Origin of the sequence: Amycolatopsis albispora (assembly GCF_003312875.1) — a bacterium.
Lineage (GTDB): Bacteria > Actinomycetota > Actinomycetes > Mycobacteriales > Pseudonocardiaceae > Amycolatopsis > Amycolatopsis albispora.
Genome location: NZ_CP015163.1, coordinates 2976437 through 2997372, shown reverse-complemented (window position 1 = coordinate 2997372; position 20936 = coordinate 2976437). Strand labels below are relative to the sequence as shown.

Sequence of the window (20936 nt, the reverse complement as noted above, 5' to 3'; positions counted from 1 at the left end):
CTGGACTGTAGGCCGGAAAGTGCCCGCTGAGCTGGCGGACGCGCCGTCAGGTGCCTGGAAATCGGCCCTGACCTCCTGCGTGGCACGATGTAACCGATGTCTTCCTCTGCTTCAGCGCCCGCGAGCGCCACCGCGCGCCGCGCGCTGCCCGATGCCCCGTTCCTGCTGGCCGCGCGGGGTGAGCGGCCCAGCCGCCTGCCGGTGTGGTTCATGCGGCAGGCCGGTCGTTCGCTGCCCGAGTACCGCGAGCTGCGCGCGGGCACCGCGATGCTCGACGCCTGCTTCGACCCGGAGATGCTCGCGGAGATCACCCTGCAGCCGGTGCGGCGGCACGGCGTGGACGCGGCGATCCTGTTCAGCGACATCGTGGTGCCGCTGAAGGCGGCGGGTGTGGACATCGACATCGTCGCGGGCACCGGCCCGGTCGTGGCGTCGCCGGTGCGTGACGCCGCCGCGGTCGCCGCGCTGCCCGAGCTGGACGCCGAGCAGGTGGTCCCGGTTGCCGAGGGCGTGCGGCTGCTGGTCGAGCGGCTCGGCGAAACCCCGCTGATCGGGTTCGCCGGCGCGCCGTTCACGCTGGCGTCCTACCTGATCGAGGGCGGGCCGAGCCGCAACCACGAGCGCACCAAGGCGCTGATGCACTCCGAGCCGGAGGTCTGGCACGCGCTGGCGGACAAGCTCGCCGACATCGCGCTCGGCTTCCTGCGGGTGCAGATCGCCGCCGGGGTCGACGCGATCCAGCTGTTCGACTCGTGGGCGGGGGCGCTCTCGCCGCGTGACTACCGCGAGTTCGTGCTGCCGCATTCGGCGAAGGTGTTCGCCGGGGTGGCCGACTCGGGCGTGCCGCGGATCCACTTCGGCGTCGGCACCGGGGAACTGCTGTCCGACCTGCGCGACGCCGGTCCCGACGTGGTCGGGGTCGACTGGCGCGTGCCGCTCGACGAGGCCGTCCGACGGCTGACCGCCACCCGGCCCGGTTCGGCGCCGGTGGTGCAGGGCAACCTGGACCCGGCGCTGCTGTTCGGCTCGTGGCCGGTGCTCGAGGCCGAGGTGCGCCGGATCGCCGAGGAGGGCCGCGCGGCCGCCGCGCACATCTTCAACCTGGGACACGGCGTGCTGCCCGACACCGACCCCGAAGTGATCACCCGGGTGGTCGAACTCGTGCACTCGCTGTAACCGATGGTCACCAGGATCGCCGTGGTCGGCGGTGGCGTCTCCGGGTTCGCTGCGGCCTACCGGCTGCGCCGCCTGCTCGGTGCCGGGGCCGAGCTGACCGTGTTCGAGTCGACCGGGGTGATCGGCGGCAAGCTGCGCACCGGCACGCTGGCGGGACGGCCGTTCGACCTCGGCGCCGAAGCCTTTCTCGCCCGCCGTCCCGAAGCGGTGGCGCTGGCGCGGGAACTGGGGCTCGACGTGGTCCACCCGACCGGGGCACGGGCGACCGTGCGCGCGGGCGCGCAGGCGAGGCAGCTGCCGCCGGGCACGGTGATGGGCGTGCCCGCGAGCGCCGACGCGGTGGCCGGGGTGCTGTCTCCGGACGGGCTGGCGGCGGTGGCCGCCGAAGCCGCGTTGCCGCCGGTCGTGTTGCCCGAGGGTGACGTGCCCCTGGGCAGGCTGCTGCGGTCGCGCTTCGGTGACGAGTTGGTGGACCGCCTGGTCGACCCGCTGCTCGGCGGGGTCTACGCCGGGGGAGCGGACGGGCTCGGACTGCGCGCGACCATGCCGGGCCTGGCCGGTGCGCTCGACCGGGGAGCGGCCACACTGACCGAAGCCGCCGCGTCGCTGGTGCCCGCATCGCCGAGCGGCGCGCCGGTGTTCGGCACGCTCAGCTCCGGACTCGGCACCCTGATCGACCGGCTCGCCGCGGCGTCGGGCGCCGAGGTCCGCACCGGGACGACGGTTCGTGAACTGCATCGCCTGCCCGCCGGCTGGCGCCTGGTCGTCGGTGCCGCCGCCCCCGCCCACGCGCCGGAAGAGTCCACTGTGGACTTCGACGCGGTGCTGCTGGCGGTGCCGGCCCCGGCCGCCCGGCGGCTGCTCGACGGCGTCGCGCCCGCGGCGTCGTCGGCGTTCGGGCAGGTCGAACTGGCGTCGATGGCGGTGATCGGGCTGGCGCTGCCGCCGGGCACCGAGCTGCCGGACGCGTCGGGAGTGCTGGTCGGGGCGTCGGAGCGGCGCGCGGACGGCAGGCCGTTCGCGGTCAAGGCGTTCACCTTCTCGGCCAGGAAGTGGGCGCATCACACCGGCGACGACGGCGTGGTGCTGCTGCGCGGGTCGGTCGGCCGGTTCCGCGAGCCGGGCGCGCTGCACGCCGACGACGACGAACTGGTGCGGCTGGTGCTCGACGACCTCGCCGAACTGACCGGGGTGCGGGCCGAACCGGTGGACACCGTGGTCACCCGCTGGGGTGGCGGGCTGCCGCAGTACGGCGCCGGGCACACCGAGCTGGTCGCGTCGATCGACCGTGCCGTGGCCGGGCTGCCCGGCCTGGAAGTGGCGGGGGCCACGCTGCGTGGTGTCGGCATTCCCGCCTGCGTCGCCACCGCGGACGCCGCCGCCGCGAGGCTGGCGGAGTTTGCGAAGATGGACGCATGGCGCGGCTGAACTACAACGAGCTCAACGACACCATTCGCTACACCGCCTGGTCGGTGTTCCGGGCCGAACCGGGCCGGCTGCCCGAGGACCGCGGCCCCGCCGCGCGCGAGACCGCCGAGTTCCTCGACGGTCTCGAGAGCAAGGGCGTGGTGGTGCGCGGGGTGTACGACGTCGCCGGCCTCCGCGCCGACGCGGACTACCTGATCTGGTGGCACGCCGAGGAGATCGAGCAGGTGCAGGCCGCCTACACCGGGTTCCGGCGGACCCCGCTCGGGCGGGCTTCGGTGCCGGTGTGGAGCCAGGTCGCGCTGCACCGGCCCGCGGAGTTCAACCGCAGCCACATCCCGGCGTTCCTGGCGGGGGAGGAGCCGCGGAAGTACGTGTGCGTGTACCCGTTCGTGCGGTCGTACGAGTGGTACCTGCTGCCGGACGAGGAGCGTCGCAAGATGCTCGCCGACCACGGCAAGGAGGCGCGGGACTACCCGGACGTGCGAGCGAACACGGTCGCTTCGTTCGCGCTGGGTGACTACGAATGGATCCTGGCCTTCGAGGCGGACGAGCTGCACCGGATCGTCGACCTGATGCGGCACCTGCGCGGCACGGAGGCGCGGCTGCACGTGCGGGAGGAGATCCCCTTCTACACCGGCACGCGGGTGCCGCCGGCGGAGCTCATCCAGAACCTGCCGTAGCGACGGGGTGGCATAGGCCACTTGGCAACGACGGCGGTAAGGTGGCCCACATGTCTTTCCCCGAGATCAACCGGAAGCAGAAGCAACTGCGCCACGACGTCGACGACGTGTACGAACTCCTCGACGACACGAACAAGAGAGTCGACGTCATCGACAAGCGGATCGATGGCATCGACACGAGGGTCGACGCCATCGACACGAAGGTGGCGTCGGTCCTCGAAGTGCAGCATGACCACGGTGCTCAGCTGAGCCGGATGCAGGCCACGCTGGAAGCACACACCGAGGCGCTCGCCCACCACGAGACCCGGTTCGACACCATCGACACCCGCCTGAACCGAATCGACACCCGGCTGGATGGCTTGGATACCCGACTCGGCGAGTACGACGCTCGGTTCGGCCGGATCGAAACCCGGCTGGACGGGCATGACATCGAGTTCGAGAACATCAAGGTTCGCCTGGACGCCCAGTCGCTGATGCTCAGCGGTCAGGCGGCCAAGATCGACAGTCAAGGGGCCATGCTCGATAGGCAAGGCGCCATGCTCGACAGCCAGGCGGCCAAGCTCGACAGCCAAGGTGCCAAGATCGATAGCCAAGGGGTCAAGCTCGACAGTCACGGAGCCAAGCTCGACAGCCAGGGCGAGCAGTTGAGGCAGATCATCGAGCTGTTGAGCGGGCAGCGGCCCGAGAGCAACTGAGGGAACGTGATCGAAGAAGAACTCGCCGCGGTGTGGCGGCAGGTCAGCGGGGAAAGCCTGCCGCCGGGGGCGGTGGCGGTCGGGGGCGAGGAGTCCGTGCTGCCCGGGCCGTTCCGGGTGGCGGCCGCCGCGGCGGCCAGTGTCGGGGTCGCGACGCTCGCCGCGGGTGAGTTGCTTCGGGTGCGGGGGATCGAGCCGCCGCCGGTCGCGGTTGACCTGCGGCATGCGGTGGCTTCGTTCCACAGTGAGCGCCACCTCCGGGTGGACGGCCAGGTCCCCGGCGAGCTGTGGGCGCCGTTGACCGGCGACTACCTCGCCACCGACGGGTGGGTCCGGCTGCACTGCAACTACCCCCGCCACGTCGCCGCCGTCTGCTGGGGGCTCGGCACCGCCGCTACCCGCGAGGCGGTCACCGAGGCGGTCGCCAAGCGCCGCGCCCGCGAGGTGCAGGAGGCGGTGATCGCGGCCGGTGGGGCGGCCGCGTTGCTGCGCACCCGCCAGGACTGGCTGAACCACCCGCAGGGCGAAGCCGTCGCGGGACAGCCGCTGGTCGAGCTGCGCCAGACCGGCGACGCGCTGCCGAAGCGGCTGTTCGAGTCGGACCGCCCGCTCGGCGGGGTCCGCGTGCTCGAACTGACCCACGTCATCGCCGGGCCGGTGGCGGGGCGAGTGCTCGCCGCGCACGGCGCCGACGTGCTGCACATCGGCGCCGCCCACCTGCCGCGGATCGATCCACTGTGGATGGACACCGGGCTCGGGAAGCGTTCTGCCTTCACCGATCTCACGCAGGACGCCGGTCGTGCGCGGCTGCGCAAGCTGCTGGCCAGGGCGGACGTGTTCGTGCAGTCGTTCCGTCCCGGCGCGCTGGCCCGCTGGGGCTTCTCGCCGGAGGAACTGGCCTACGAGTTCCCTGGCCTGATCACGCTCGACCTGTCCGCGTACGGCTGGCACGGCCCGTGGCGCAACCGGCGCGGCTTCGACAGCCTGGTGCAGCTGGCCACCGGCATCGCCGCGCACGCCGGGCTTGATCATCCCCGCCCGCTGCCCGCGCAGGCGCTCGACCACGCGACCGGCTGGCTCGCCGCGGCGACGGTGATGACCGCGGTGCGCCGCGCCGCCACCGATGGCGGCGGCTGGCGTGGGCAGGTGGCGCTCGCGCACACCGCGGAATGGCTGGAATCCCTGGGGCGCCGCGAAATCACCGACACCGGCTACCAGGTGGACGACCTGCTGGCGACGCTGCCCAGCGCCTATGGCGAACTGACCTACGTCCCGGTGCCCGGTGCGAATCCACAGTGGACGGAAGGTACCCGGCTACCGGGCTCGGATCGCCCGTCCTGGTAACCGCCGCCACCAGCGCGGTGGCTTCAGCTCGCCCTTCGCGGTGAGCCAGTTCGCGAAGTTTTCCGCGTCCTGCCGCATCCGGACGCCTTCTTCACGGGGGTGCGCGGCCGCGTACTCGTCGAACAGGGGCGTGAACCTGTCGTCCAGCTCCTGCGCCAGGTCGGGCCGCAGGTAGGCGACGACCCGGCGGCGCTTGGCGCGCAGCGCCCGCACCTCGACGGCCACCCGGTCGGTGTCGAAGCCGGGTGGGGGAGTGCCGTCGGCGAGTAGTGCACGCAGTAGGTCCGCTTGCTGCGCCGCCAGGTGTTCGCGGCTCATGGCTCGACCACCGTGCGGATTGCGGTTAGTGCTCGGTTCATGGGCTGATCGCCGTGTGGATTGCGGTGGGTGGGGTGGGGTGCCGTGGGCGCGTGGTGCGCGTAGTGGGCTGCCCGCTGTTGCTGGCTCATGGCTCGGCCACCGTGCGGATTGCGGTTAGTGCTCGGTTCATGGGCTGATCGCCGTGTGGGTTGCGGTTAGGTCGGCGTTGGTGGCGTGGGTTTTGTTGTGTTTCAGTGGCATGCCGGTGGGCCGCTTGCGATTGTGGCTTGACGTTTGCCTGGCGCGCGTTGAAGCCGGTTGGCGGGGTGGCGTCGGCGTGTGGTGCGCGTAGCGGGTGGCCCGCTGGTCCCGGCTCATGGCTTGACCGCTGTGTGGGTTGCGGCTGGTGGGGTGGGTACCGTCGGGTGCGTGGTGCGTGGTGCGTATAGCGGGCGGACCGCTGTTTCCGGCTCATGGCTCGATTACGGCGCGGATGGCGGCCAGTTCCGCGGCCAGTTCGGCATCGGTGGGGTAGGCGTCATCGCGTTCTAGGAGGACGCCGGGTGGGTCCACTCTGGACCGTAGCTCGCCGAGTAGGTCCAGTACCGGTGGTGGCACGGCGTGGGCGTGTGTGTCGTGGTAGATGCCGTGGTGTTCTTCGCCGCCGGCCACGTGTACGTAGGCGAGCCGGTCCAGGGGGATTTCGTCCAAAAAGGACACGGGGTCGCTGCCCAGGTTCCGGGCGTTGGCGTACAGGTTCGCCACGTCCACGATCAGCAGGCAGCCGGTGCGATCGGTCAGCTCGGCCAGGAACCGCGCCTCGCTGAGCTCCGGATCGGGCCACTCCAGCAGCGCCGCGATGTTCTCCAGCGCGAACGGCACCCCGAGGATCGACTGCGCCAGCTTCACGTTGTCCACCAGCACGTCCAGCGCCTCGCGCGTACGCGGCAACGGGATCAGGTGACCCGCGTCCAGCCCGCCCGCGCGCACGAAGCACACGTGGTCGCTCGCCACCGGCGCCCCCAGCGCCTCGGTCAGCTCGGCCAGGTGCTCGACCCGCCGGGTGTCCAGTTCCTCGGCGCCACCCAGCGAAAGCGACACCGCGTGCGGCAGCACCGGCATGCCGCGATCGCGCAGCGCGGTCAGCGTCGCCGGGAGCGCGCCGGGCTGGAGGTTCTCCGCGACCACCTCCACCCAGTCGACCCCGGGCAGGCGCGGCACCGTCAGGTCCAGCTCCGGCCGCCAGCCGATCCCGACGCCGAACCGGGGCAGCTCAGCCACCACAACCCCCGCCGCAGCCACCACCGCACCCGGACGAACCACCGCTGCAGGACGAGCCGCCACCGTCCCCACCGGACGAACCGCCCGCGGGAGGAGCGGCCAGCGCCGTCCGCAGTTCCTCGTCCGGATACATCATCATGCCGCCCAGCGCGACCGCGCCCGCGGCACCGGCGAGGATCGGCACCGCCGCGGACGACCGGTGCGGGCCGCCCGACCGCGTGGAATGCCGCTGCGACTGCGCCTTCCGCGCGCTCGCCAGCTGCACCGAGCCCTGCGCGGTCGGCCGCACCATGGGCGCCGCCTTGGCCACCCGTGAGGCGATGAACGTGGCCACCGCGGCGATGATCAGCAGGAAGATCAGCACACCCACCGGCCGGTCCAGCGCGATACCGCTGATCAGCCGCACCACGCCGATGCCCAGCACCAGCAGGTACAGCGAGAACACCATCCGCCGCAGGACCACGCGCCCGCCGATGGGCCGGATCAGCCCGGCGTCGGTGAGATGCTTGGCCATGCCGCGAAGCACCGCCGCCGAGCGCAGTTCGCGGCGCAGGTCGGGCATCCGCGTGGTGCCGCGGCGCGCGACCACCCGGTACACCGCCTGCTCCACCGGATCGGACGGCACCGCACCGGCGGCGCTCACCCGCCCCGTGCTGTCCGCGCGGAACACCCCGCGCTCGAGCAGCGACGCCACGGCGGTCTCGACGACCCGGTCGTGCCCACCGGCCAGGAACGCCACCTCGTACACGTTGCCGGGCACGTACGCGGTGGCCGCCCGCTTCCCGGTGAAAGCGAGCACGATGCGGCCGACGAGCGCGATCACCAGTGGTGCGGCCAGCAGGCACAGGTACCCCACGATGAACCCCGGACCCGAGATGCCCCATGGGTCTTTCATCACTCGGCCTCCCACCGAATCGAACCTGTCCGGAGCCTAGGTCAGTGCACCGACAGTTCTGGCCGTAATTCCACCGGCATCAGCTGCCGCCGCCTCCGCCACCACCACAACCGCCACCGCAGCCGGAACCGCAGCCACCGCCGTCCCCGGCGCCGCTGTCGCCGGGCACCCCGTGCCCGAACGCGCCCGCGAGCAGCGTTCCGGCGATCACCCCGGCGCTGCTGGTCCCCGGGTAGCGTCGACGCGAGCGGTTGAACTTCAGCTCCAGCACCGGCGCGACCTCGGGATCCGGATAGGCTGACAGGCCGCCGTTCAGCGCGACCTCACGCGTCACGCCGGTCAGGTTCTGCCGTGACGCGCGCAGCACCTGCTTGCCCAGCTCGGTTTTGAGCAACCGCGGCCGCCGGCGGGCCGGGGCCAGCGCGGCGAAGGCGGCACCGGCCGCGACGAAGATCAGGAAGCTGAGGAAACCGATCGGTGTGCTCGTGGTGACCACCGCGAACCAGCGCACCAGGCCGAACAGCGTGACCAGGCCGTAGAGCACGGTGACCCCGAGCCAGATCACGTGCGTGGGCAACTCCGGCTCGATCAGCCGGCGGAGTTCGAGATCACGCCGGATCTCGGTCAGCTCCGGTGACTTCAGCGCGGCGACCGCGGCTTCGTTCGTGGTCGTGCCGAGATAACCGGTCTCGAAGATGACGCGCTCGAGGTCGTCCTCCGGCTCACCGCCGACCGAGGTGACGCGCCCGCCGCTTTCCGCCCGCAGGCTGCCGCGGTCGACCAGGGCGGCGATGGCCGTTTCGACCGCACGCAGCGGACCGCGGGCCAGGTAGGCGACGTGGTAGTCGGTCGGCAACGGCGAATCGTCCGGTGCGGAGCCGTGCAGCCGCAGCTGCCGGACGGCCAGCGTGACCAGCGCGCCGAGCAGCCCCGGAACCACCAAGAGGGCCAGGTACAGCCCGAGGAAACCGGATCCGGTCAGGCCCCAGGTCTCGTCCATCGCTCAGCCTCCTCCGCCACCACCACCGCAACCGCCGCCGCCTCCGCAACTGCTGCCACCACCCGACGAGGACGACGACGAGCAGCCGCTGCCGGCCGACGCGCAACCCGTACCACTCACCATGGCACCACCGGCATAGCTTCCGCACGAAGAATTCGACCGCCGCCGCCGGGGCAGGGCCATGCTGTACCGCAGTGCCTTGCGGATCTTGTGGTCCGGGTACGACGAAAGGCCGTGAGCGGCCACCTTTCCCGGCGCTCCGGGGAAGGTGGCCGTGTGCGTCCGCCTGCCTTCCTGCGTCGGCTGGTCACCGCCGCGCACCAGCAGCGTCGACGTGGTGATCAGGCCGGCCAGCGCGGCGACCACCATCAGCGTCAGGTAGCCGACCGGGAACTGCCCGGCGACTCCGACCGCGATCCGGAACAGGCCGAGCAGCAGCACGAGGCCGTACAGCCCGAGCGCGGTGAAGCACACCGCACGCCGCCGCCGGGCGTCGACCAGCAGTCCCTTGGCGACCAGGTCGGCCCGCAGCGCCTGCATGGCACCGGAGCGGCCGAGCCCGGTGACCAGCGTCAGTGGCGTGCGACCGCCCGCGCCGCTCGTGCTCGCCAGCACCTGCTGTTCCAGCGGGTTCGCGCCGGCGCCGCCGGTGTGGCGCAGGGTGCCCGAGGAATCCGCCCGCAGCAGGCCGCGCTCGATCAGCCCGGCCAGCACCGTCTCGGCCGCGCGTCGCGGGCCGCCGCGCAGGAACGCGGCCTGGACCGCGTCGAGCGGGCCCTGCCCCGCGCCGGCGGTGCCCGAGCGGAGCCGCACCAGCCCGGAGGCCAGCACCACGGTCGGTACGGCCAGGCAGCAGGCGTAGATGATCAGGAAAACCGGGCCGGACAGCCCCCACGGATCAGCCATTCGGTGCCCCTCCCACCCGAAGCGTGCGCGTCACGGTATCGGGCGGGGGAGGCGGCTGTCCCCGGAACGGGTTACGGCTTGGGCACCAGTTTCAGCGAGATCGAGTTGATGCAGTACCGCTGGTCGGTCGGCGTGTCGTAGCCCTCGCCCTCGAACACGTGCCCGAGGTGGCTGTGGCACGACGCGCACAGCACCTCGATGCGGACCATGCCCATGGTGCGGTCCTCACGCAGCAGCACCGCGTCGGAATCGGCGGGGTCGTAGAACGACGGCCAGCCGCAGTGGCTTTCGAACTTGGTGTCGCTGCGGAACAACTCGGCGCCGCAGGCGCGGCACTCGTAGACGCCGGTGGTCTTGGTGTCGGTGTACTCGCCGGTGAACGGGCGTTCGGTGCCTGCCTCACGCAGCACCGCGTACTCCTCGGGGCCGAGCTGCTCCCGCCACTCCTGCTCGGACTTCACCACGCGGGGAGTCGCGCCGACAACGGGCTTCATACCTTTCACACCACCCACGTTACTCGGCGAGCCAGGCCAGCGTCCGCAGCACGATGTCCCACGAGGCGACGATCACGCCGATCAGGATGAGGCACACCACGGCCACCGCCGTCCACCAGCGCAAACCACCGGCGCGGCGGCTGGAGTCGGCGAACTCGGCCACCCCGTCCAGCGAGGCCTCCACGGTGAAGGCGGGCCCGCAGCGCTCGATCCGGTCGAGATGGCGGGCGAACTCCTGGGCTTCCGGATCCGCCGGGTCCAGCCCGACGAGGTCTTCGTGGAACCGGGGGTTCGGCTCGTCGTCCGACCTGCCGGTGCTGTTCTTGGCAGCGGCCATGGCTTCACGGTATCGCGTCAGTAGCGCCATCGGGTGCGCGCCACGACTTCTTCGGCGGAGAGGCCGCCGAACAAGGCGACCTCGCCGCGACGCACGGTGATCACGGTGTCCACCAGTTCCTCGCCGAGCGCCTTGCGCAGCGCCGGGTCCGCTTCGAAGGCGGTGACCGCCGCGCTGAGGTTGTCCGGCAGGCGTTGCACGGTGTCCTCGGGCAGGGTGGCCGGGTCGACCTGGATCGGCTCGGGCAGCGCCGCCTGCTCGGCGATGCCGGTGGAGCCCGCGGCGAGCAGCGCGGCCACCACCAGGTACGGGTTCGCGGCCCCGTCGAACGCCTTGACCTCCAGGTTCGCCGCGCGCTGGCCGTGGCCGGACTCCCCGGAAACCAGGCGCAGCGCGGCTTCGCGGTTCTCCCAGCCCCAGCAGCGGAACGGACCGGCCCAGTGCGACGGCACCAGCCGCAGGTAGCTGGCCACCGACGGCGCGCCGATGGCGAGCAGGCCGGGCAGCCGGTCCAGGATGCCGCCCGCGAAGGCCTCGGCCAGCTCGGTGAGCCCGTGCCAGCCGTCGCCGTCGGCCATCAGGTTGGTGCCGTCACGCCACAGGCTCAGGTGCACGTGCCCGCCGTTGCCGACCCCGCCCGCCACCACCTTCGGCGCGAAGGTGGTGCGCAGGCCGTGTCGCCGGCCGACCGCGCGAATGGTCTCGCGCACCAGTACCAGCAGGTCCGCCGCGCCCACCGGGTCCGTTGCCGCCACCGACACCTCGAACTGACCGGCGGCGTATTCGGGGTGCAACTGCTCGACGGCCACGCCCTGCGCGCTCAGCGCCTCCAGCAGTTCGTGCAGGTAACCGGACAGGTCGGCGATCCTGGACATGCCGTAGGCCGGGCCCGGACTCGCCGGGACGAACTCGTCACCGTCACCGAGGGACACGCACCATTCGACCTCGAAGGCCAGCCGCGCGGTCAGGCCGAGTTCGGCGAGCCGGGCGACGGCCTGGCGCGCGAGGAGCCGCGAATCGCCCGGGTGTGGTGTGCCGTCCTGCTGGTAGCGGTCGGCGGGCGCCCAGGCCCAGCCCGGTTGTGCGGCCAGCACGGTCAGCCGGTCCAGGTCGGGGTGCAGCCGCAGGTCACCCGCCGGGCCGCCGGCGAACCGGCCGGTCACCGCGGAATCGTCGACCAGGAAGGCGTCGAACACCGGCGACGCGCCGATGCCCCAGGCGGCGGCGTGCTCGAGCCGCGGCACCGGGACCGCCTTGACGCGGGTGATGCCGCTGGTGTCCACCCAGGTCACCGCGACGGCGGCGACCCCGCGCTCGCCGAGCGCCGCGGCGAGCGGCCTGGCCTGTCCGGCACGCGCTTCGCGATCGTGCTGGTCCATCCCTCAAACCCCTTCAGCCGCGGTCTGGACAGAGCATCAGTTTCGCGTGAACGATCAACTTTGTCGTCCGCTATCCGGTCGAGAGAGGACAGATGGAGCCCGAACTTCCGCTGGTCGACCACCACTGCCACTCGGTGGTGCGGCGCGACCTGGACCGGCACGCCTTCGAAGCCCTGCTCACCGAGGCGCCCGAGCCGGGCACGCTGGGCGGTTCGCTGTTCGACTCACGCATCGGGCTGGCCGTCCGCCGGTGGTGCGCGCCGGTGCTGGACCTGGAAACCCACGCACCCGCTGACGAATACCTCCGCCGGCGAACCGAACTGGGCCACACCGAGGTCGGCAGGCGGTTCCTCGGCGCGGCCGGGCTGAGCGCGTTGCTGGTGGACACCGGGTTCGAGCCGGAACCGCTGCTGGGCCTGGCGGATCTCGGTGCGCTCGCGGACGCGCCCGCGCACGAGATCGTCCGGTTGGAACAGGTCGCCGAGCAGGTGCTCGCCGACGGTGTGTCCGCCGCCGGTTTCGCCGCGTCCTTCCGCGACAGGCTGGCCGCGCGCACGGAAAACGCGGTCGGCGTGAAATCTGTCGCCGCGTACCGGACCGGACTGGACCTCGCCCCGGAACGCCCCAGCCCGGCCGAGGTCACCGCTGCCGCCGGGCGGTTCCTGCGCGCGGGGCAGGGCCGGGTCGCGGACGAGGTGCTGCACCGGTTCGCCATCTGGTGCGGAGTGGACCTCGGGCTGCCCGTGCAGTTCCACATCGGCCTCGGCGACCCCGACCTGAACCTGCGTGACGCCGATCCGTTGCTGCTCATGCCGTTGCTGCGGGCACTGCAGCCGACCGGGATTCCGTTGCTGCTGCTGCACAACTACCCGTTCCACCGGGAAGCGGGTTACCTGGCGCAGGTGTTCGGCACGGTGTTCGTCGACATCGGACTCGCCGCGCACAATCTCGGCGACCGCGCCGGCGCGCTGCTCGCGGAACTCACCGAGCTGGCGCCGTTCGGGAAGGTGCTCTACAGCTCCGACGCCTTCGGCCTGCCGGAGCTGTACTTCCTCGCGGCCACGCTGTTCCGGCGCGCCTTGGACGAGGTGCTGACCGGCGGTGTCGAAGCCGGATCGTGGACCGAAGCGGACGCCGGGCGGTTCCGGCGGATGGTGGCCGGGGACAACGCGCGGCGCGTCTACTTCACCAGCTGACTCACTGCTGCGGGGCGGCGCCGTCGAGCTTGGTGTTCGTGTCGACGTAGAGCTGGCCATTCACCGCGACCACCCGGACCACCTTCTCCACCGAGCCGCCGCTGTGGCTCACGGTGACCTTGATGTCGACCGAGCCGTCCTCGTTGTTCGCCCGCTTGTAGGCGGTGGCGCCCTTGGAGCTGACCGACTTGAACTGCTGCCAGTACTGCTCGAAGGCCGCGGCGCTGCCGTAGTCGGCCTGCCCGGCCGGGGTCAGCATGGCCCAGGACGCGGCCGCACCACCGGGCAGGTTGTAGAAGTCGATCACCTTCTGCCCGGCCGGTCCCCATTCGACCTTGCCGGAGCTGGTGGTGTTCTGCTGCGACGGCTTGGCCGAGCTGGGCGGGGCCGAGGACTCGGCGGGGGCCTGCGACTGGCTGGTGGGGGGCGGGGCGCCCTGCGCGGTGTCACCGGACCCGTCGTCACCGCTGGTGGACAGCACGATGAGCACCACTACGGCGACCACCAGCACCGCGGCGCCACCGGCGCCGAGCATGAGCGCCTTGCGCTTGGCTTCGGACTGCTGGGCCGGGGTCCGCCCGGAGCTGAGCGCGGGCGGGGCGGCCGGGGCCTGCTGGGGTGCGGCGGCGGTCTGCTGCGGCGCCGCCGCCGGTCTCTGCGGCGGGAACGACGAGGTCGGGTTGACCGGCTTCGGCGCGGCGACCGGTACCGCGGCGGGCACCCCGGGCGCCTTGTCGGTGCGTGCCCACGGGGTGCGCGAAACCGGGTTGCCCCCGGCGGGCGTGGCGGGCTGTCGGCCGCCTCCGGCGACACCGAGCGCCGGGGAGACCGCGGCCGCGCGTGTGTCGCCCTCGCCCCTGGCCAGTGCGGCGAGCCGCTCGCGGGCCTCGGGCATGCTCGGCCGTTCCTCCGGTTCGACCTGCAGCATGCTCATCAGCAGCGCGGTGGCCGCGCCGGACTTGCGTGGCGGCTCGACCTTGCCGTTGGCCGCCTTGTACAGCAGCGCGAGCTGGTTCGTGGAGTTGCCGTAGGGCGCGACGCCCTCCAGCGCGTGGTAGAGCGTGGCGCCGAGCGCGAACACGTCCGACCCCGGTGACGGGTCGGCACCGCGGGCCAGCTCGGGCGCCAGGTAGGCGGGCGTGCCGCCGATCAGCCCGGTCTGGGTGAGCGTGAGGTCACCGGCGGCCCGCGAGATGCCGAAGTCGGTGATCTTGGTGGTGCCGGCGTCGTCGATCAGGATGTTGCCCGGCTTGACGTCGCGGTGCACGATGCCCGCCCGGTGCGCGGCCACCAGCGCCGCGGCCACCTGCTCGCCGATCCGCGCCACCTGGGGCAGCGGCAGCGTGGGGTTCTCCGCGAGCACCGCGGCCAGGCTGCGCGACGGCAGGTACTCCATGATCAGGCAGGGGTCGCCGTCGTGCTGGGCGATGTCGAACACCACGATGGCGTTCGGGTGCTGGAAGCGCGCGGCGTTCTTCGCCTCGCGCATCGCGCGCTGCCTGGAGTTGATCCGCTCGGCCTCGGACAGGCCGGGCTGGGCGAGGATCTGCTTGACCGCGACCGAGCGCTCGAGCCGCTCGTCGATGGCCCGCCACACCACGCCCATGGCGCCGCTGCCAATGTGCTCGACCAGGCGGTAGTGCCCTGCGATCAACTGACCGGTGTCGATGGCAACTACTCCTCGGAAGACGACGGCGCATGCTGGCTGGCTCGGCGCGAGCGACCGCTCAGCGCACCCGTTCGAGTGTAGCGGGCGCGGTGGGCGGCGCTGTCACGACACCGCGGGCGCGGGTGCGGCGGATTCCGGTTTTGTGCGCCGGATCACGCGGTACAGCCCGGCCGCGCCGATGAGCGCGAGCCCCGCGAAGCAAGCCAACAGGGCCGGATGTGTGGTGCCGGTGAGGGCGTCGCCGACCAGCACCACCAGCACGGTGCCGGGCAGGCTGCCGAGCGCGGTGCCCACCAGGTACGGCCAGAACCGGACCGACAGCACACCGCACGCCCAGCTCATCGGGGCGAACGGGACAAACGGGATCATCCGCAGCGAAGCCACCGCGAGCACCCCGCCGTCGGCCAGCCGGGCGTCCAGCGCGCGGAAGCGGCCGCGTTCGAGGTGCCCGGCCACCCATTCGCGGCCGAGCACCCTGGCCAGCCCGAAGCCGAGCGCGGCCGAGAGCACCGTGGCGAGCAGGGCCACCCCGATGCCGAGCACGTTGCCGAGCAGCAGGCCGGAGACCACGTTGAAGCTGGTGCGGGGGATCGGCGCCACGGTCAGCACCGAATACGCGCCGAGCAGCAGCACCGGCGCGATCCAGCCGGCGCCGGTCGCCCAGGCACGCAGCTCGGCCGGCGCCGGGACGTCGACCACGAGCGCGACCGCGACCAGTGCCGCGAACAGCACCAGCGCCACGATCAGTTTGGTCCGGCCGGTCATGGCACCCACGGTAATCGGGGTGACGGCGGGTGCCCGCACGTGGTCCAGTGGCGGGGTGCTGAATCTCGCGGCGCTGCGTGACCAGCCCGGCCTGCCCGGTGAGCTGGTGACCCTGCGGCAACTCGACGAAACCTTTCTCGACGGCGCGTGGGCCGTGCTCCAGGACCCCGAAACCCGGCGGCTGACCGGTACGCACGGCGTCTTCACCCGTGAGCAGGTCCACGACTACCTCAAGGGCAGGCCGGGGGCGCACGACCGCGCGGACTACGCGGTGGTGCGCAACACCGACGGCGTGTACCTGGGTGAGGTCGTGCTGATGGACCTGGACGAGGACAACCGGTCGATGGACTTCCGGATCGCGCTCGGCGGGCACGCCTTCGGCCGCGGGTACGGCACCGAGGCGACCCGGCTGCTGGTCGCGTTCGGGCTGGACGTGGTCGGCCTGCACCGCATCGGGCTGGAGGTCTACGACTTCAACCCGCGGGCGCGGCGGGTCTACGAGAAGTGCGGGTTCGTCGCCGAAGGCGTGCTCCGCGACGCGCTGCACTGGGACGGCGAATGGCACGACGCGGTTCAGATGTCCGTCCTGGAGAGCGATCCGCGACTAGGTTAGGCGCGTGGCCAAACACGGTGACCCAGTCGAGTACCAGGTGGGCGAGCGCACGGTACGGGTGTCCAGCCCGGACAAGGTGTACTTCCCCGAGCGCGGCATCACCAAGCGGCAGGTGGTGGAGTACTACCTGGCCGTCGGCGAGCCGCTGCTGCGCGCGATCGGCGAGCGGCCGACCACGCTCAAGCGTTATCCGGACGGCGTGACCGGCGAGCTGTTCTACGCCAAGCGCGTGCCCAAGGGCGCACCCGGCTGGGTGGACCGCGTGAAGATCACCTTCCCGTCCGGCCGGACCGCCGAGGAGGTCTGCCCGACCGAGCCCGCGGTCTTCGCCTGGGCGGCGAACCTGGGCACCTTCGACTTCCACCCGTGGCCGGTGCGACGCCCCGACGTGGACCACCCGGACGAGTTGCGCATCGACGTGGACCCGCCGGAGGAAGCGCGCTTCGCCGACGCCGTGCGTGTCGCCGGGACGGTGCGCGAGGTGCTGGCCGACGCCGGGCTGACCGGCTACCCGAAGACCTCCGGTGGCCGCGGCGTGCACGTGCTGGTGCGGATCCGGCCCGAGTGGGACTTCATCGCCGTGCGGCACGCGGTCATCGCGCTCGGCCGCGAGGTGGAGCGGCGCGTGCCGGAGCTGGCGACCATCTCGTGGTGGAAGGAGGAACGCGGCGGCCGGGTGTTCATCGACTACAACCAGGCCGCGCGGGACCGGACTGTCGCCTCGTCGTGGTCGGTGCGCGGCACCCCGCGTGCCACCGTGTCCACGCCGCTGACCTGGGACCAGCTGGCCGAGGCCGACCCGGACGAGTTCGACGTGCTGACCGTGCCGTCGTGGCTGGCCGAGCACGGCGACGCGCACGCCGGGTTGGACGACGAGGCGTTCGGCCTGGAGACGCTGCTCGAGTGGTACGACCGCGACGAGCGCGACACCGGGCAGGCGGAAATGCCGTATCCGCCCGACTATCCGAAAATGCCGGGGGAGCCCAAGCGCGTGCAGCCGAGCAAGGACCGGGACCGGCCGAAGTGAACCGCCGGGCCGAGGCGCTGTTGACCGCGTTCCTGCTGGTGGTGGCCGCGGTCCCGGCGGCGGCCGCGTCCGGCGCCGCGCTGCGGGTGCTGACCTTCAACATCCACTCCGGCATCGGCATGGACGGCAGGCTCGACCTGGCACGCACCGCCGGGGTGATCACCGGTTCGCGGGCGGACGTGGTCGGGCTGCAGGAGGTCGACGTGCACTGGTCGGCCCGCAGCGGGTACGCCGACCAGGCCGCCGAGCTGGCGCGGCGCACCGGGATGGAGCTGTTCTTCGCGCCCATCTACGACAAGGATCCCGAGCCGGGGCGCGCGGAGCGGCGGCGTTACGGCGTCGCGGTGCTCAGCCGCTTCCCGATCCGGCGGGCGGTCAACCACACCATCACCCGGCTGTCCACAGTGGACGCGACGCCGCTCGGGCCGATGCCGGGCTTCGCCGAGGCGGAACTGGAGGTGTGCGGGCGCGTGCTGCGGTTCTTCGTCACGCACCTGGACCACCGGCCGGATCCCGCGGTGCGCACCACGCAGGTGGGCGACATGCTGCGGGTGCTGGGGCCGGGCGTGCTGGCGGGCGATCTGAACGCCGGGCCGTCGGCGGCGGAGCTGCGGCCGCTGTTCGACAAGCTGCCGCCCACTGGTGTTGACGGAGCCACGTTCCCGGCGGACGCGCCCGATCGGCGGCTGGATTATGTGTTGAGCACGCTGGCCCCGGTTACCACGCGGATTCCGGTGGAGCGGGTGGCGTCGGATCACCGTCCGGTTCTGGCGACCGTGCAGTTGCCGTGAGAAACACTCAGGCCGGGCAGAGCGTGCCGTCCACCGGTGTTGATGGGGCCACGTTCCCGGCGGACGTGCCCGGTCGGCGGCTGGATTATGTGTTGAGCACGCTGGCCCCGGTTACTACGCGGATTCCGGTGGAGCGGGTGGCGTCGGATCACCGTCCGGTTCTGGCGACCGTGCAGCTGCCCTGAAAACACTCAGGCCGGGCAGAGCGTGCCGTCGTTCGGGATCTTGGCGTCGATCAGGAAGTCGCGGACCTTTTCGCCGACGCACGCGGACGCGCCGACCGCGCCGTGCCCGGCGCCCTGCCAGCCGATCCGCACCCCGCTGGGCATCTGCTCGGCGGCCCGCGTGGTGCCCTGCTCCGAGGTCAGCGGATCACCGGCGGTGCTCACCAGCAGCACCGGCGGCACCCCCGGCTTGCTCAGCGGCGGCAGCGCCTGCGTCGGCACCGGCCACGGGCTGCACCACGCCAGCCGCTGGGTGACAAACCCGCCGTACACCGGGTACCGGCCACGCAGGTCGCGGCTGATCGTGTCGATCTGGTCGGCGGACAGCCGCACCGTGGTGTCGTTGCACCGGGTGGCGATGCCGCTGTCGAGCCGGGTCGGGTTGACGCTGTCGTCCATTCGCAGCGGATCGGCGAAGGCGGCCAGTTTCGTGCCGTCACCGGACCGGGCCGCGGCGATCGCGTCGGCCAGTTCCGGCCACCGCTGGCGCTGCGCCAGTCCCGCGTTGATGGCGTGCATGGCGAGGCCGGGGCTGAGCAGGGTGCCGTCCCCGGTCGGCTGGCCGGTGACGCGCAGCTGGTCCAGCAACCCGGCGACCACCGTCTTGGCGTCACCGCCGAGCGCGCAGCCGCGCTGCGCGCAGTCGGCACCGAACGCCGCCAGCGCGGCCTCCCCACCGGCGGCCTGCGCGTCGTGCACGGAAGCCACGTCCGGTGACGGGTCGGGCGCGCCGTCCAGCACGAACCGGCCCACCTTGTCGGTGAACCGGACCGCGTAGGCGCCGAGCACCTGCGAACCCTCGCCCCTGGCCAGCGCGTTCAGCTTGGACAGGCCCAGCTGCGAGCGGATCTCGTCGAGATCGCCCGCGGTCCGCCAGCTGTCGAAGGCGCCCTGGTCGTCCTCCATGGTGATGCCGCACTGCTGACCGGCCTGCCGCGCGGCGTCCAGCAGCGGTTCGACCGACTCCTGCGCCGGGTCGAAGCCGATCAGCTCGCCGCGCACCTCGGCCGGGATGCAGCGCACCGGATCGGACTGCCCGCTGCCGCGCCGGTCCACGCCGATCAGCGAGAACCGCTGCAGCAGCTCGGGCGGCAGCGACTGGGCCAGGCGCAGCGCGTAGAGCGTGCCCGGCTCACCGTCGATGTCGTTGAGCACCACCAGCGGGACCGGGCCGGTGCCCGCCTTGAGCAGGTCGATCCGGAGAATGCCGCGGCCGGGCAGTTCGGGCGCGTCCAGCGGTGTGGACACCCGGCCGCAGCTGACCTGCAGGTTCGCCGGGACCGGCTGGCCGCCGAGCCGCTTGCCGGTGTCGGCGGCGCAGTCCTTCCACTCGACCCCGTTCTCGCGCGGCTCCTCCAGCGGCGGCAGCGGGGGCGTGGCGGGCGGGCCGGTGGCGGGGGAGACCGGCGGCAGCGGGCCGTCGTTCTCCACCACGGGCGGCCGGTTGGACGGCCCGGCGGTGCACGCACCCGCCACGGTGCACATCACGACCGCGAGTGCGAGGACAACCCGGCGCGTCAAACTGCTACTCCTCACCCGAACCCATTCGTCCCACCGAGCTTCGCATGCCCCGGGTATGGCCCGGGTGAGCAGGTCAGCCGACCCGCCTGACCTCACCGCGGAACACCGCGTCCAGGTCGTACCTGGCCGGCTCTTCGAGCTGCGCGTAGTCGCACGAGGACGGTTCGCGGTCCGGCCGCCAGCGGGCGAACTGCGCGGTGTGCCGGAACCGCGCCGGGTGCCCGCCCTCGGTGTGCTCGTAGCCGACCTCGACCACGCGCTCCAGCCGCAGCGGCACCCACGGTTGCTCCCCCGCACGCCAGCGGTTGACCGAACCGGGCAGCCGCTGCCCCGGCACCACGGCGTCGCCGAGCCACGGGTGCGGGCCGTCGGTGATCAGCGGCGCCAGTTCCTCGGCCAGTTCACGCCGCCGTGTCACCGGGAAGGAACCCACCACGCCGACGTGGTGCAGCACGCCGTGCTCGTCGTAGAGACCCAGCAGGAACGAGCCGACCATTTCGCCCGGCTCGCCGTCGACGTGCCAGCGCAGCCCGGCCAGCACGCAGTCCGCGGTGCGCGAGTGCTTGTACTTGAGCATGAGCCGCTTGCCCGGCTCGTAGGCGGCGTCCAGCGGCTTGCCGATCACACCGTCCAGCCCGGCACCCTCGAACAGCTCGAACCAGTGCCGCGCCACCGCCGGATCGGTGGTGGCCGGGGTGATGAACACACCGGGCAGCTGCTCCAGCCGGGCGCGACGGCGCTCGGTCGGCTCGTCCAGCAGCGACTCGCCGTTCAGCTCCAGCAGGTCGAAGGCGACGAACTGGGCCGGCGTCTCCTGCGAGAGCAGCTCGACGCGGCTCGCGGCGGGGTGGATGCGCTCGGTCAGCGCGTCGAAGTCGAGCCTGCCGCCGCGGCCGATGACCAGCTCACCGTCGAGCACCACCTGCTCCGGCAGGATGCCCGCGAGCGCTTCGAGCACCTCGGGGAAGTACCGGTTCAGCGGTTTCCCGGTGCGCGACTGCAGGGTCAGCTCGGCGCCGTCGCGGAAGACCAGGCAGCGGAAACCGTCCCACTTCGGCTCGAACAGCAGCCCGCCCGAGTCCGGGATGGACTTGGCCGGCTTGGCGAGCATGGGCTTGACCGGCATCGTCAGCGACATGCGCGTCATTCTGCTGGACGGCGTCCGCCGGGGTGGCCGGTCTGGCTTTTTCCACCCCGGCGTGGCATATCTACCCG

Annotated in this window: 21 protein-coding genes; 9 read left to right on the top strand and 12 right to left on the bottom strand. The window is 72.3% G+C overall.

The features are described from left to right. Positions 1 to 96 precede the first annotated feature (96 nt). The 5 genes from hemE to A4R43_RS13925 are packed head-to-tail and all read left to right on the top strand — an operon-like array spanning position 97 to position 5323. Complete coding sequence (gene hemE, locus A4R43_RS13945; protein ID WP_113692730.1) at positions 97 to 1176, top strand: uroporphyrinogen decarboxylase; 1080 nt, start codon at positions 97 to 99, stop codon at positions 1174 to 1176. A gap of 3 nt (positions 1177 to 1179) precedes the next feature. Further along, positions 1180 to 2604 (top strand): protoporphyrinogen oxidase, encoded by a 1425-nt coding sequence (gene hemG / locus A4R43_RS13940; RefSeq protein ID WP_113692729.1) that lies wholly within the window; start codon positions 1180 to 1182, stop codon positions 2602 to 2604. Continuing rightward, positions 2592 to 3284, top strand: a complete 693-nt coding sequence (hemQ, locus tag A4R43_RS13935; protein ID WP_113692728.1) for a hydrogen peroxide-dependent heme synthase — start codon at positions 2592 to 2594, stop codon at positions 3282 to 3284. Before hemG ends, hemQ begins: the two co-directional genes overlap by 13 nt. A gap of 50 nt (positions 3285 to 3334) precedes the next feature. Continuing rightward, positions 3335 to 3979 carry a hypothetical protein gene (locus A4R43_RS13930; RefSeq protein WP_113692727.1) on the top strand — a complete coding sequence of 215 codons (645 nt, stop codon included), beginning with the start codon at positions 3335 to 3337 and terminating at the stop codon, positions 3977 to 3979. Positions 3980 to 3988: 9 nt separating this feature from the next. After that, positions 3989 to 5323, top strand: coding sequence for a CoA transferase (locus A4R43_RS13925; RefSeq protein ID WP_236809208.1), 1335 nt, complete (start codon positions 3989 to 3991; stop codon positions 5321 to 5323). Here the strand turns inward: A4R43_RS13925 and A4R43_RS13920 are convergent. The 8 genes from A4R43_RS13920 to A4R43_RS13885 form a co-directional block, all read right to left on the bottom strand. Next, positions 5294 to 5641, bottom strand: coding sequence for an SCO6045 C-terminal-like domain-containing protein (locus A4R43_RS13920; RefSeq protein ID WP_113692726.1), 348 nt, complete (start codon positions 5639 to 5641; stop codon positions 5294 to 5296). The two genes, A4R43_RS13925 and A4R43_RS13920, sit on opposite strands and share 30 nt — an antisense overlap. 453 nt (positions 5642 to 6094) lie before the next feature. Next, positions 6095 to 6904 (bottom strand): MbnB/TglH/ChrH family RiPP precursor modification enzyme, encoded by an 810-nt coding sequence (locus A4R43_RS13915; protein WP_418190822.1) that lies wholly within the window; start codon positions 6902 to 6904, stop codon positions 6095 to 6097. Further along, on the bottom strand, positions 6897 to 7799 hold the full coding sequence (locus tag A4R43_RS13910) for a TIGR04222 domain-containing membrane protein (protein ID WP_113692725.1): 903 nt from the start codon (positions 7797 to 7799) through the stop codon (positions 6897 to 6899). The genes A4R43_RS13915 and A4R43_RS13910 overlap by 8 nt, the downstream gene beginning before the upstream one ends. A gap of 79 nt (positions 7800 to 7878) precedes the next feature. Then, positions 7879 to 8799, bottom strand: a complete 921-nt coding sequence (locus tag A4R43_RS13905) for a TIGR04222 domain-containing membrane protein (protein WP_113692724.1) — start codon at positions 8797 to 8799, stop codon at positions 7879 to 7881. 3 nt (positions 8800 to 8802) lie between these two features. Continuing rightward, the gene (locus A4R43_RS13900; RefSeq protein ID WP_113692723.1) at positions 8803 to 9705 is read right to left on the bottom strand and encodes a TIGR04222 domain-containing membrane protein; all 903 of its coding nucleotides are present in this window, start codon (positions 9703 to 9705) and stop codon (positions 8803 to 8805) included. Positions 9706 to 9776: 71 nt separating this feature from the next. Beyond that, the gene (gene msrB, locus A4R43_RS13895) at positions 9777 to 10199 is read right to left on the bottom strand and encodes a peptide-methionine (R)-S-oxide reductase MsrB (protein WP_113692722.1); all 423 of its coding nucleotides are present in this window, start codon (positions 10197 to 10199) and stop codon (positions 9777 to 9779) included. Positions 10200 to 10218: 19 nt separating this feature from the next. Further along, a complete protein-coding gene (locus A4R43_RS13890; RefSeq protein ID WP_113692721.1) occupies positions 10219 to 10536 on the bottom strand; it encodes a hypothetical protein in 318 nt (105 codons plus the stop codon). Between the two features lie 17 nt (positions 10537 to 10553). Next, positions 10554 to 11915, bottom strand: a complete 1362-nt coding sequence (locus tag A4R43_RS13885) for a glutamine synthetase family protein (protein WP_113692720.1) — start codon at positions 11913 to 11915, stop codon at positions 10554 to 10556. Between the two features lie 92 nt (positions 11916 to 12007). On the opposite strand from A4R43_RS13885, the gene A4R43_RS13880 reads away from it, so the two are divergent. Next, positions 12008 to 13111, top strand: coding sequence for an amidohydrolase family protein (locus A4R43_RS13880; protein ID WP_113692719.1), 1104 nt, complete (start codon positions 12008 to 12010; stop codon positions 13109 to 13111). Position 13112: 1 nt separating this feature from the next. Here the strand turns inward: A4R43_RS13880 and A4R43_RS13875 are convergent, their stop codons facing one another. After that, positions 13113 to 14717, bottom strand: coding sequence for a serine/threonine-protein kinase (locus tag A4R43_RS13875; protein ID WP_236809207.1), 1605 nt, complete (start codon positions 14715 to 14717; stop codon positions 13113 to 13115). A gap of 165 nt (positions 14718 to 14882) precedes the next feature. After that, positions 14883 to 15545, bottom strand: a complete 663-nt coding sequence (locus A4R43_RS13870; protein WP_113692717.1) for a TVP38/TMEM64 family protein — start codon at positions 15543 to 15545, stop codon at positions 14883 to 14885. Between A4R43_RS13870 and A4R43_RS13865 the strand changes: the two genes are divergently transcribed. From A4R43_RS13865 to A4R43_RS13855, 3 genes are read left to right on the top strand one after another with little or no spacing between them, the layout of a single operon-like run. After that, positions 15544 to 16158, top strand: a complete 615-nt coding sequence (locus A4R43_RS13865) for a GNAT family N-acetyltransferase (RefSeq protein ID WP_236808987.1) — start codon at positions 15544 to 15546, stop codon at positions 16156 to 16158. The genes A4R43_RS13870 and A4R43_RS13865 overlap by 2 nt on opposite strands. A gap of 4 nt (positions 16159 to 16162) precedes the next feature. Then, on the top strand, positions 16163 to 17185 hold the full coding sequence (gene ligD, locus A4R43_RS13860; RefSeq protein WP_113692716.1) for a non-homologous end-joining DNA ligase: 1023 nt from the start codon (positions 16163 to 16165) through the stop codon (positions 17183 to 17185). After that, a complete protein-coding gene (locus tag A4R43_RS13855) occupies positions 17182 to 17976 on the top strand; it encodes an endonuclease/exonuclease/phosphatase family protein (protein WP_236808986.1) in 795 nt (264 codons plus the stop codon). The genes ligD and A4R43_RS13855 overlap by 4 nt, the downstream gene beginning before the upstream one ends. A gap of 191 nt (positions 17977 to 18167) precedes the next feature. On the opposite strand, the gene A4R43_RS13850 is transcribed toward A4R43_RS13855, so the two are convergent. Beyond that, positions 18168 to 19685, bottom strand: a complete 1518-nt coding sequence (locus A4R43_RS13850; protein WP_113697575.1) for an alpha/beta hydrolase — start codon at positions 19683 to 19685, stop codon at positions 18168 to 18170. Positions 19686 to 19794: 109 nt separating this feature from the next. Then, positions 19795 to 20859: an ATP-dependent DNA ligase gene (locus tag A4R43_RS13845; protein ID WP_418190821.1), complete on the bottom strand. Its 1065-nt coding sequence runs from the start codon at positions 20857 to 20859 to the stop codon at positions 19795 to 19797. Positions 20860 to 20936 lie beyond the last annotated feature (77 nt).